This window comes from Catenulispora pinistramenti, assembly GCF_018274385.1.
In the GTDB taxonomy this organism is placed as follows: Bacteria; Actinomycetota; Actinomycetes; order Streptomycetales; family Catenulisporaceae; genus Catenulispora; species Catenulispora pinistramenti.
Window position 1 is genome coordinate 18821 of the sequence record NZ_JAAFYZ010000012.1, and the last position, 11713, is coordinate 30533.

Annotated in this window: 7 protein-coding genes; 3 read left to right on the forward strand and 4 right to left on the reverse strand. The window is 70.0% G+C overall.

What is annotated here, in order from left to right:
• Positions 1–20 precede the first annotated feature (20 nt).
• The gene (locus tag KGQ19_RS05565; protein ID WP_212007980.1) at positions 21–1955 is read right to left on the reverse strand and encodes a cell wall-binding repeat-containing protein; all 1935 of its coding nucleotides are present in this window, start codon (positions 1953–1955) and stop codon (positions 21–23) included.
• Positions 1956–2195: 240 nt separating this feature from the next.
• Here KGQ19_RS05565 and KGQ19_RS05570 point away from each other — a divergent pair, with 240 nt between their 5' ends.
• Genes KGQ19_RS05570 through KGQ19_RS05580 form a run of 3 tightly spaced genes read left to right on the forward strand, consistent with a single transcriptional unit; the run spans position 2196 to position 6744 of the window.
• The gene (locus tag KGQ19_RS05570; RefSeq protein ID WP_212007981.1) at positions 2196–3284 is read left to right on the forward strand and encodes a glycosyltransferase family 2 protein; all 1089 of its coding nucleotides are present in this window, start codon (positions 2196–2198) and stop codon (positions 3282–3284) included.
• Positions 3281–6238 (forward strand): YfhO family protein, encoded by a 2958-nt coding sequence (locus tag KGQ19_RS05575; protein WP_212007982.1) that lies wholly within the window; start codon positions 3281–3283, stop codon positions 6236–6238. The genes KGQ19_RS05570 and KGQ19_RS05575 overlap by 4 nt, the downstream gene beginning before the upstream one ends.
• Positions 6238–6744, forward strand: a complete 507-nt coding sequence (locus KGQ19_RS05580) for a GtrA family protein (RefSeq protein ID WP_212007983.1) — start codon at positions 6238–6240, stop codon at positions 6742–6744. The genes KGQ19_RS05575 and KGQ19_RS05580 overlap by 1 nt, the downstream gene beginning before the upstream one ends.
• Before the next feature lie 6 nt (positions 6745–6750).
• Here KGQ19_RS05580 and KGQ19_RS05585 read toward each other — a convergent pair whose 3' ends face one another.
• The 3 genes from KGQ19_RS05585 to KGQ19_RS05595 all read right to left on the reverse strand — a co-directional run bounded on the left by KGQ19_RS05585 (position 6751) and on the right by KGQ19_RS05595 (position 11514).
• Complete coding sequence (locus tag KGQ19_RS05585) at positions 6751–7350, reverse strand: dihydrofolate reductase family protein (RefSeq protein WP_212007984.1); 600 nt, start codon at positions 7348–7350, stop codon at positions 6751–6753.
• 138 nt (positions 7351–7488) lie between these two features.
• A complete protein-coding gene (locus tag KGQ19_RS05590; RefSeq protein WP_212007985.1) occupies positions 7489–9384 on the reverse strand; it encodes a glycoside hydrolase domain-containing protein in 1896 nt (631 codons plus the stop codon).
• Positions 9385–9480: 96 nt separating this feature from the next.
• Complete coding sequence (locus tag KGQ19_RS05595; RefSeq protein ID WP_212007986.1) at positions 9481–11514, reverse strand: cell wall-binding repeat-containing protein; 2034 nt, start codon at positions 11512–11514, stop codon at positions 9481–9483.
• Between the last annotated feature and the right edge of the window lie 199 nt (positions 11515–11713).

The following is an 11713-nucleotide window of genomic DNA, read 5'->3' on the forward strand; positions in this document are numbered from 1 at the left end:
GTCTGGCCGAGCGGTGCTGATCAGGCCTTCGGGTTGTACTTGGTGTTCATCCCGGCGAGCTGGCCGCCGATCAGCGTGGCGTAGTTGTCCTGAGCGAACTGGTCGACCGCCTTGGTCCCGCCGAAGATGTAGGCGTTGTTGGCGTACGGGGCCCAGCCCGCCAGCCACTGCTGCTCCACCGGGGAGATCCCGCTGACCGGGTCCACCAGCAGCAGCGGGCCGCGGTTCTGGCCCATGAAGGCACCGCCCGACAGGGCGTCCGGCCAGGTCAGACCGGTGGCGAAGCCGACCGCGGCGGGGCTCATGCCCCACGCGCCGCTCCAGCTGTCGAAGAAGGTCTTCGCGACAAGGTAGGAAGTGTCATACCGGGTCGCCCCGACCAGGGCGGTGTGCTGGATGCCGACGCTGGTGAGCGCGGCGTCCCCCTGCCCGCCGACGCCGTACACCGGAGCCTGGTAATCCGTCTTGTCGTGAGCCTGGACCTGTGCCAGGTACGCGGCCGTGGAGGCCGGCATCTTCTTGTCGTCGGTCAGGACCACCACGCCGGCGCCGGGGGTGCCGCCCGGAATGGCCTCCGCCGCGGCACCGGCCGACAGCGCGTCGGGAGCGTTGTTCCCGGTGGCGACCAGGACCCGGTCCGGCTGGGTCCAGCCCGAGCCGCCGACAAGCCCGCTGACCGTCTCGGCGATGGCCACCGAGGTCGCGTAGCGGTCCGGTCCGGCGATCCGCTTGACCGTGTAGCCCATGCTCTTCACGGCGTTGTACACCGCCGGGGACAGCGCTTGCTCCCCGCCCAGCACATACACGGTCTTGCTGCTGCTCGCCGAGCCGAGCACCCGGGCGATCTCGGCCTTCACCGAGCTGTCCAGGCTGTTGGTCGGAGTGAGCAGCAGGGGCCCGTTGCCGGTGACGGCCAGCGTGCTGCCGCCGAGCGCGTCGGCGAACTGGTCGTCGCGGCTGAGCACCACCGAGGAGGCCGCGGTCCCGTTGCCGGCCTTGGCCGCGGCCGGCCACTTGGCTTGCGAGGTGGCGACCGCGGTACCGATCCGGTCGGCGCCGGCCAGCCGGGTGATCGTGTCCTTGTTCAGCGGCTGGTAGTCCGGCAGGCCGGGCTTGCTCGACTCCTGGCGCTGCCCGCCCCCGTTGGCGGCGATGGACTCCACGTCGTCCGGGACGCCGTTGGTGGCGGTGCGTCCCTCGTACGCGATCCGGGTGCCGTCCGGGGAGAAGGCCGGGAAGAGGTGGTCGCGGGCGTCGTTGGTGATCTGCTTCGGAGTGCCCGCCGGGGTCTGGCTGTCCTGGCCGTTCCACGCGACGGTCCAGATCTGCTCGTGGCCGGCGGAGTCCTTCCGGTCGAAGGCGATCGTCTTGCCGTCGGGGGAGATGGTCGGCCAAGTGCCGTCCGTGGCGGCCAGGATCGGCCCGCCGCTGCCGCGGCCGAAGGAGTCCTGGACCCAGATCTCGTCCTGATCGGTGGTGGCGTTGTGGTGCTGGAAGACCAGGTCCTGCCCGTCGGAGTCGGGCGCGGTCTCGGTGCCCTCGGGCATCTTCGAGGCCAGGAAGCTCAGCGGGTCGGTCTCCTTCACCGGGTCGCCGGCCGGGGTGTAGGTCGGGATCGCCGCCAGCTTCGAGACGCCGTTCACCGTCTCGGAGAACACGATGGCCGCGCCGTTGTCGAAGAAGGTCGGGTGCGAGCGCGACACCCCGGGCTTGGCCGGGTCGACGACCAGCGGCGCGCCGCCGGGGGTGTTGTGCGTGATGATCGCGCCGCTGCCGTCGGCGTAGACGTACCGGCTGCCGTCGGGGGCGAAGGACCCCATGTCCAGGGTCAGCGGCGAGTTCGCCGGTCCCTGGTAGGTGGCGTGGGCCGCGGCGCCGAACCCGACGATGCTGGCGACGGAGCTGGCGAGGACGGCCGTGGCCGCCAAGGACTTTCTGAACGACGAGCTACGCATGTGCTTCTCCCCTGGGCACGCGGGTTCTTCAGAACCCTGTCACCCCGTACGACGCGGCGCCGGTGGAACGGTTGAGCAGCGTTACCGACTCGTTACAATCCGCTGAGCATCGGCCGGTTCGGCGCTGCGTTACTGCGGCAACCGACTATCACCGCGGACGCGTCCTCACCGGTAATGCCGTCCGTCGCGGCGTGCTCGGGTAGCCTGGCCCCGCAGTCCACGTCCATAACCGGAGAACCCATGCGTCTATCCCTGGTCGTCCCGTGCTTCAACGAAGAAGCGGTTTTGGCGAGGTTCCACGAGGTAGTCCGGGAGGAGACCGCGGGGATAGCGGAAGAGGTCGAGCTGGTCTTCGTCGACGACGGCTCCCGCGACGGCACCCTTGAGCTGCTGAAGAAGATCGCGGGGCAGGACCCCGAGGCCAAGTACGTCTCGCTGAGCCGCAACTTCGGCAAGGAGTCCGCGATCCTGGCCGGCCTGAAACGGGCCAGCGGGGACGCGGTGATCATCCTGGACGCCGACCTGCAGCACCCGCCGGCGCTGCTGGGCCGCATGGTCGACCTGCACAAGCAGGGTTTCGACCAGGTCATCGCGCAGCGGGACCGGGAGGGCGACAAGAAGTTCAGGAGCCTGGTCTCCAAGACCTACTACAAGCTGATCAACCGGCTGGTCGACGTCGAGCTGGTGGACGGGGTCGGCGACTTCCGGCTGCTGTCCCGGCGTGCGGTGGATGCCCTGCTGGAGATGCCGGAGTACAACCGCTTCTCCAAGGGTCTGTTCGCCTGGATCGGCTTCGACTCGGTCACCTTCAACTACCGCAACGCGGTGCGCGAGGCCGGGGAGACCAAGTGGTCCTTCCGGCGGTTGCTGGACTACGGCGTGGACTCGCTGCTGTCGTTCAACAACAAGCCGCTGCGGATGGCGATCTACCTGGGCTTCCTGTTCTTCAGCATCTCCTTCGCCTACATGATGTGGCTCATCGTGCGGACGATGGTGAGCGGCGACACCACCCCCGGTTACGTGACCACGATCGCGGCCATCGTCGGCATCGGCGGCCTGCAGATGTTCACGGTCGGCGTGATCGGCGAGTACGTGGGCCGTATTTACTACGAGTCCAAGCAACGGCCGCACTACCTGGTCAAGGAGACCGAGTCCGGTCCGCTGCGGCACCAGAGCGACTTCCTGGCGATCTCCGGCGACCACCGTTCGGCGCCGACGCCGGTGCGGAACCCGGCGGCCGCGGCCGGGACCCCGGAGCAGCCGCCGGTGGACCAGAGCGACCCGGTCAACGGCGTCCCCGGGGCGCGTGAGCTGAACGGAATCCAGTGACCACGACCGACTCCGGTACGACCGGCGCCCGTCCGCGCCGGTCCGCGCGCAGTCTGCTCCCGCGGCCCGCCGCCATCCGTCGCCATCTGTACCTGGTCCTGGCCTTCGTGGTCCCGTCGGTGCTCTACGCCGGGATACTCGCCTCCCGCGGGATCTATCCGTTCGACCCGCACGGCTCGTACACGGTGTTCATGAGCGACCTGAACAACCAGTACGCGCAGTTCTACTCGTACTTCGACCAGGCGCTCACCGGGCACGGCTCGCTGCTGTTCACCTGGCGCGCCGACGGCGGCATGAACTTCTGGCCGATCGTCGCCTACTACCTGACCAGCCCGTTCGGTCTGCTGACGCTGTTCGCCTCGGACCACCGGCTGCCGATAATGATCGCGTTCGCCACGGTGCTGAAGCTCGGTGCGGCCGGGCTCGGGATGGCGCTGTTCCTGCGCAAGTTCCGGGGCGAGCTGGACCGGGGGCACAGCTCGGCGGTGAACAAGGCCGTGATCGTGGCGCTGTCCACGTCCTATGCCCTGGGTGCCTGGTCGCTGATCTACGCCTTCAATATCATGTGGCTGGACGCGCTGTATCTGCTGCCCTGGGCACTGCTCGGCGTGGAACGGCTGCTGACCAAGGGCCGGATCACCTCGCTGGCCATCGCCGTCGGGCTGAACCTGATCATCGACTTCTACACCGGCGCGATGATCGTCGTGTTCGTCTGTATGTACGCGCTGGCCCGCTACGTCGGGGTGCGGGAGCGTTTCGAGCGTGCCGACTTCCTGCGCACCGCGGGGAAGTTCGTCCTGGCCGGGGTGATCGGCGGTCTGTTGGCCGCCGCGTTCATCCTGCCGACGTATCTCGGCGGCCTGACCCAGAAGACCAAGCTGCACGCCGTCTCCTCGGGCGCCGAACCGCCGATCTCGCTCCTGGCGGTGCTCGTGCGGTTCCTGGGCGGCGCCGCGGACGTCAACCAGGCCACGCCCAGTGTCGGGGCCGCGACGCTGGTGCTGGTGCTGGTGCCGCTGTTCTTCATGGTGAAGAGCATCAAGCGGGCCGAGCGGATCGCCTTCGGCGTCATACTGGCGTTCCTCCTCCTGGCGACGGAAGTCAAGCCGCTGTACCTCGTGATGCACGGCGGCCAGATGCCGAACGCCTTCCCCTGGCGGTTCGCGTTCCTGATCACCGCGCTGCTGACCTTCCTCGCGTTCCGCGCCTGGGTCGGCGTCGACTCGGTGAAGCAGATCAAGTGGCTCGGCGTCAGCGCGGTCTTCTGGTTCGTGGTCCTCTACTGGGGCCGCCAGGAGTACCCGTGGATCATCCGGCCGCAGGTGGCGCAGTTCGACACGCTGATCCTGGTCGGCGGTACCGCGTTGCTGGCCTTCGCGCTGTACCTGCGGGTGCGGCCGGCCGACGAGCCGCTGTCCAAGCGCCTGGCCTGGATGCCCAAGCGGCTGGCCACCCCGAAGGCCGCCGCCGTGGTCGCCGTGGCGGTGCTGGCCGTGGACGCCTCCGGCTCGGCCGAACTGATCGGTCAGAAGTCGATCGGCAAGCTGGGCTCCAGCAACAGCTCGGCGACCTGGTCCAACTGGTACAGCTCGCCCACGACGTCCTACGGGACCGCGCTGTCCTCGCTCCAGCCGACCAACGACCAGTTCTTCCGGGCCGAGGGCTACGACCAGAACCTGCGCAGCACCAACGACAGCCTGCGCTACGGCAACTTCGGCTTCACCCACTTCTCCTCGCTGTCCTCCGGCAAGCTGCACGAGACGATGCAGGACCTGGGCTTCGCGCACCACGAAGCCGACGTCTGGTCCGCGCACACCGGCGCCACGCTGTTCACCGACGCGCTGCTGGGCTACCAGTACCTGGTCGGCACCACGCGCGAGACGACCGACGGCACCATCGACCGCCTCGACTCGACGCTGCAGAAGACGTACGACAACACCGCCCCGGCCAAGCCGGGCAAGACGGTGACGCCGGACGTCACCACGGTCTACAAGATCAACAGCACGTTGCCGGTCGGCTTCCGGCTCACCGGCTCGGACCTGACGGACTTCACGGCGCCGCTGCCGCAGAACTCGCCGTTCGCCGCGCAGGAGCAGGCGTTCGGTATGCCCGGCGCGTTCCAGTCGATGTGCGGCAGCCCGACCATCACCGCCAGCCCGGGGGTGACGGCCACGCCCGGCGGCGACGGCACCGTCTCGATCAAGATCCCGGCCAAGGCCCGCGCCGACAAGAAGCTCTACAGCGACAAGATCGTGTGGCAGTGCCAGGCCTCGGGCCCGCGCCAGGTCTACCTGTACGCACCGAACGCCATGCCGACCGGCCTGTCCTACGCCCGGCTCGACAGCTCGGACCGGCCGGCCCCGCTGAACCTCTCGGACCCCTCGAAGGACAAGACGAACATCGCCTACCCCGGCGGCTTCGACAACGGCTTCCAGGACCTCGGCAGCGTCCAGTCCGGCAGCTTCACGGTGACGATGCTCAGCGACGCGCTGCCGTACGGGAACACCTACAAGGTCCCCGCCAACCCGATCCGCGGCCTGGATCCGACGGCCGTGGACGCGAAGCTGGCGCAGCTGCGCAGCGGCGGCGTGACCGACGTGCACTGGAACAGCACCGGCATCGCGGCCACGACCACCGGCGACAGCGCTGCGACCGTGTTCCTGTCGGTCCCGACCATCCCGGGCTGGTCGGTCACGGTCGACGGCAAGTCGGTGAAGACCACCGAACTGCTCGGCTCCTTCACGGGCGTCCCGGTCCCGGCCGGCAACCACCGGATCTCGATGTCCTTCTCCCCGCCGGGGCTCTACGCGGGTATCGGCGGCAGCACCGTGGGTCTGCTGGCCCTGGGCGGCGTCTGGTGGTTCCAGCGGCGTCGCTCGGCCCTGCAGAGCGCGGCCACGCCCGCTGCGGGCGAGGGCGCCGGTGAGTCGGTTCCCCAGGATGTGCTGTCGTGATGGGGCTCATCAGGACCCTGGCGAAGAACACCTACGTCCGCTACGCCTTCAGCGGCGGCTCGGCGCTGGTGACCGAGGAGGTCGTGCTGTACCTGACGCACGGCCTGGCGAAGTTCCCGCTGTGGCTGGCCACGGGACTGGCGTACCTGATCTCGTTCGGCGTCAACTTCTCCATCAACCGGATGCTGACGTTCGCCGAGCACGGCGCGCGCGAGGGCGCGGTGCGCAAGCAGACCGTGCGCTTCGCGCTGCTGGTCGCCATGAACCTGGGCGTCACCCAGGTGCTGATGTACTCGCTGACCGGGATCGGCGTGAACTACCTGATCGCCAAGCCGCTGTCCACGCTGGTCATCACGCTGTACAACTTCCGGCTGTACAAGCGCTGGGTGTTCAAGGCGGAGAACGAGGGGACCCCGACGGAGCAGGCCGAGCCCGTTGCGGGAATCGGGGCTCGGCCCACGGACGCCTCGCCGAGCGGCGCGCCGGCCTCGGAGATCGGCGCTTGAGCCGCGTCAGGGCTTGACCACCCGGTAGGCCAGGTGCGTCACGCCGTTGCCGGGGCGCACCGACGTCTGCTCCAGCTCGTACGGGGCACCTTTCAGGTTGTCGAAGAACCGTGTGCCCGCGCCGAGCATCGCGGCCACCAGGTCCACGGTCAGCTCGTCCAGCAGGCCCTCGTTCAGCGCCTGCTGGGTCAGGTCTGCGCTACCGATGACCACGGTCCGCCCGCCGCCGAGCTCGCGGCCCCTGGCGATCGCGGCGGCGATCCCGCCCTCGGTGACGAAGTGGACCGAGCGGCCCGCGTACTCCCAGTCCCGCGGGGCGCTGTGGGTCAGCACCACCACCGGTACGCCGAGCGGGTGGGTGCCGTGCCAGCCCTCGGCCGCGTCGAAGGACCGGCGGCCGTAGACGATGGCGCCGATCGAGTCCTTGGCGCCTTGCAGGTCCTGCGCTTCGCTGGCGTCGGTCTTGAACTCCCAGTCGTGGTCGCCGTCGGTCCCGGTGACCACCTCACCCCGGCTGTACCAGCGGAACAGCGTGTCGACGCCGTCGGTGGGGTGGTTGACGAAACCGTCGAGGGACATGGACATGTTGGCGGTGACCGTGCTCATCGGTGACTCCTCTTTGGACGCTTCGGACTGTCTTCAGGAAAGCGTCGAGCGGGCCGCGTCGCATTCGACACGGCCCGCTCGGTTTCTCTGAACTTTCTTTCCGCGGCGCTCAGACCTGCGGTTTTGTCAGGCCGCTGGTCAGTGGACGGTCACCAGGTCCCACTGCCCCGGATAGCTGAAGCTGTTGCCCAGCGCCGTCGCCGCGGCCGGCGAGATCGCCGCCGTGCCGCCGACCAGGGTCGCGGTGGTGATCGGGCTGTTCTTGCCGCCGAGGTAGTAGCCGGTCGGCCCGGGGAGCACCTTCGGGTCGGTCAGCAGGAGCGGCACGCCGCGGTGCGCGGCCATCGCGCCGCCGGAGAGCGCGTCCGGCCAGTTGGCGCCGGAGGCGACGACCACCGAGGTCGGCAGGTACGAGAACCGGCCGGCGACCGCCGCCGCGGTGCCGTAGCGGTCCGCGCCGAACAGCGGGATGAAGTCCTGCCCGTTCTGCCAGGACGGGAACGCGGTGTGCACCGCGGTCACGGCCTTGCCGCCGATGCCGTACATCTTGGTGGTGTTCGGGTCCAGGCCGTCCAGGTAGTCCCGGGTGGCCTGCGGAAGGCTCGAGCCGTTGCTCAGGACCACCACGGCGCCGTCGTGCGAGATGTCACCGGGCTGCGGGGCCGGCGCACCAGGGACGACGGTCTGCGCGCTGATGCCGAGCGCACCGGCCGCCGCCCCGGCCGCCAGGGCGTCGGGGAAGTCGGTGCCGGTGGCCACCAGGACGCTGGAGGGCGGACCGTCGGGCGAGATGGCGTGCGCGATGCTCACGGCCGTGCCGAACCGGTCGTAGCCGGCGATCCGGCGCGGGACGAATCCGTTGGCGGCGATGGCGTTCTGCACGGCCGGGGACAACGCCTGCGTCCCGCCGAGCAGATACACCGTCGAGCCCGGTGTCAGGATCCTGTGGAGCTCCTTCATCGTGCTCGGGTTCATCGCCTTGGTCCCGGTCAGCAGCAGCGGACCGTCGGCCTGGGCGGCCAGCGCCGAGCCGCCGAGCGCGTCGGCGAAGGTGTCGTCCCGGCTCAGGACCGCGGCCTTGGCCTGGTCCCGGCCGGGCGTGGCACAGCCGTGGCAGTCGAAGGTGCGCACGCTGGCCAGTACCGCGGTGATGTCCCGGTCGAACCCGGCCAGCCGCTCGACCGTGCCCCGGCTGGCCTGGCCGACGTCGAACCAGTCGGTGTCGATGTTCAGGGTGACGCCGCCGTAGCTCTCGTCGTGGCCGCCCTGCGTCTGGTGCACCCGCTGGTGGTTCGCCCACTGGGACGGCTTCACGTTGGGGTCGTCGGTGGTGTTGGTGTTGTCCCAGGCCGCGATGTCGATGACGTCCGGGGAACTGGCGCCGTAGGCCGCCGACTGGTCCTTGATGCCGGTGCTGGAGCTGGAGTACCACCCCGCGCGGAAGCCGTTGCGGTGCAGTTCCTGCGTCCAGCCCTGCGAGTAGGCGATGACCAGCTGGGTGTAGGTGGAGTCGTAGTTCTCCATGTCGTCATAGAGCACTGACGCCGGCGGGAAACCGAGGCCCCGCGCCAGATTCGCGGCGTCGTCGGCCTCGGCCGAGCCGAGCGCGAAGGCGCTGCCCGTGTTGAGCGTGGTGAAGTCGCTCTGGTAGTTGCCGCTCGCGTCTTTGTACTCCGCCTGGCTTCCCACATACAGCGGCAGGAAGCGCCAGCCGTTCGCGGCCTGGCGGCCCACCCATTGCTTGGTCAGGTTCGCGGTGTTCTGCGGCTTGCAGCCCGGCGCGTACCGCAGACCCCCGAGATAGATGCCGACCGCGCGATAGGGCGACTGCAGCCAGGCGTCCATCGAGGCGTTGTCAGGAGCCCAGCACGGATCGAAGCCGGCGCCGGAGTAGACGGTGCTGGGCACCGCCTGCGGCACCGGCGGGCTCGCGGTCGCGGTGAGCAGCCAGGCGGCCAGTCCCGCCATGGCCAATGCGGCCGCACAGACCGCCGCGGTGACCCGTTTGGGCCACCGATGGAACAACGCAGACACCTGACTTACACCCCACCCTTGGTTGTGCGAAGCAAACGGCGCGGGCTCGAACGAGCCCGCGCCGCTGACATCGGCTTGTTGCGGCCCTAGGAGGCCTCAGACCGCCGGATTCGACGGATAGTCCACCCCGCCGGCTCCGGCGATCAAACCGCCCACCGCCTTATCGACGCTTCCGGGCACCGCGGCCGTTCCACCGAAGATGCCGACCGTCGTGAACTGGCCGTTGTTCTGGTTCAGCCACTGGGCGACCTCCGGGGTGACCCCGGTCTTCGGGTTCACCAGCATCAGCGGGCCGTCCAGCTGGCCCATCTCGGCGCCGCCGGACAGGGCGTCGGCCCAGTTCATACCGGTGGCCAGCCCGGCGGCGTCGGCCCCGCCGAAGAAGTACCGGGCGACGAAGTACGAGGTCTCATACCGGTCCAGGCCCGACAGGCCGAGGAACGAGCCGGCCTGGTACCCGGCCGGGATCCAGTGCGACCCCAGCGCCGTGGTGGCCTGCCCGCCGATGCTGTCCAGCTCGATGAAGTTCGCCGGCTTGGAGTGGTCCGCGTTCAGGTTGGTGCGGGCCAGCAGCGGCGCCAGGTAGTCGGTCGTCGCCTTCGGCATCACCTTGTCGTCGGTGAGCAGCACGACCGCGTTCTTGCCCTGGTGCGCGTTGATCGCACCGGCCGCCGCGCCCGCGGACAGCGGGTCGGCGTAGCCCTCGCCGGTGGCCACCAGGACGTAGTCGGGGGCGGCACCGCCGGTGATGGTGTTCGCGATGTCGACGGCGGTCGAGAACCGGTCGTCGCCGCCGACCCGCTGCACCTTGTAGTGCAGGGCGGTCAGAGCGTTCGCCACGGCCGGGGAGAGCGCCTTGACGCCGCCGAGCACGTAGACGGTCTTGGTGCCGTCGCCGCGGCCCAGCACCCGCTGGATCTCGGCCTGGACCGCGCCGTTCAGGCCGGCGGTCTGGGTCAGCAGCAGCGGTCCGCCGACCTTCGCCGCCAGCGCCGAACCGCCCAGGGCGTCGGCGAACTGGTCGGAGCGGGACAGCACCACCGCGTTCGCGTGCGGGCCCGCGGCGCCGGGGGCCGCCCACGCCGACTGGGAGGCCTTGATCGCGGTGCCCAGCCGGTCGGTGCCGGCCAGCCGGATCACGTGGTCCTTGACGTTCGGCTGGAACGCCGGCTCGCCGGCGCTCTTGGCACCGGCGACGATCGGGGTGAAGGTGGTGGTCGCGGCCGCGTTGGCCGGGACGGACATCGTGTCCCAGCTGCCGGGGGAGCCGTACTGGAACACCAGGCTGCCGCCGTCCGGCGTCCAGACCGCGTTCTGCAGGACCGGTCCGCCTCCGGTGCGCCCGGTCACCTGGTGCGGGGCGGCCGGGGTCGCCGCGGTGGCGCTGGGCACGGTGAAGAGGTTCGTCGACGGCTGGGTGTTGGGGGCGGTGGTGCTGTTGACGAAGGCGACCGTGGCGCCGTTCGGCGACAGCGACGGGCCCCAGCCCGTGGCGATGGTGTACGGCGAGGTTCCGGCCGCCGACAGGTCCCAGCCGCGGATCAGCGACGCCTGCCCGGCCGGGTCCTGCTCGAAGACCAGGGTCGCGCCGACGGCGTCGGGGTGGACCAGGTCCGCGTTCGGGACCGCCAGGAGCTGGCGGACCGCGGGTCCGCCGCTGCTGTCGGTCTGCAGGCCGTCGCCGTAGGCCGCCTTCAGCACGGCGAAGCCGCCGTTGGCGCCCGCGGACTTCTCCGACCAGACCACCTGCGACCCGCCGTCGATCCACGCCGGGTGGCTGCGGGTGGTGCCGTTCGGCGCCGCCGGGGCGATCATCTGCGCGGCCCCGCCGGGGACGCCGGCCATGACCGCGCCGTCGGTCTGGTCGATCCAGGCCGCCCGGGCCCCGGTCGGCGACCAGGCCAGGTCGGTGGCCTTCGGGGCGCTGCTGACCGCGTACTTGGTCCCGCCGACGTTCGCGGTGCCGCCGGCGGTCCCGCCCCAGTTGCCGGACAAGGTCAGGTTCGCGGTCCCGTTCGGGCTCGCCGTGGTGGCGTGCGCCGCCGGGGCGAACATCGAGGCCGCGGCAGCCACCGAGGTGGCTATCGTCGCGGTCAGCGCCAGCGGCCGGCGCGCGGAAGAGTCAGACATGGGTGGCTCCTTGGCCTGTCGTCAGCGCGGCCTGCACCCGCCTACCGGGCACCTCCCCTGAGCCCGCAGACCAGGCATGTCCCCGGCTACGGCATGCCGCAGCGATGAGAGTAGGCCATGTGAGCGAATGCGTGCTCTTATCCGGCGACGATACGTAGACAGAAATCGTCATTCCGCCCCGGACAGATTCTCCGATTTG

Coding starts and splice junctions, on each gene's coding strand:
- KGQ19_RS05565 (WP_212007980.1), bottom strand. CDS start 1,955: ATGCGTAGCTCGTCGTTCAGAAAGTCCTTGGCGGCCACGGCCGTCCTC.
- KGQ19_RS05570 (WP_212007981.1), top strand. CDS start 2,196: ATGCGTCTATCCCTGGTCGTCCCGTGCTTCAACGAAGAAGCGGTTTTG.
- KGQ19_RS05580 (WP_212007983.1), top strand. CDS start 6,238: ATGGGGCTCATCAGGACCCTGGCGAAGAACACCTACGTCCGCTACGCC.
- KGQ19_RS05585 (WP_212007984.1), bottom strand. CDS start 7,350: ATGAGCACGGTCACCGCCAACATGTCCATGTCCCTCGACGGTTTCGTC.
- KGQ19_RS05595 (WP_212007986.1), bottom strand. CDS start 11,514: ATGTCTGACTCTTCCGCGCGCCGGCCGCTGGCGCTGACCGCGACGATA.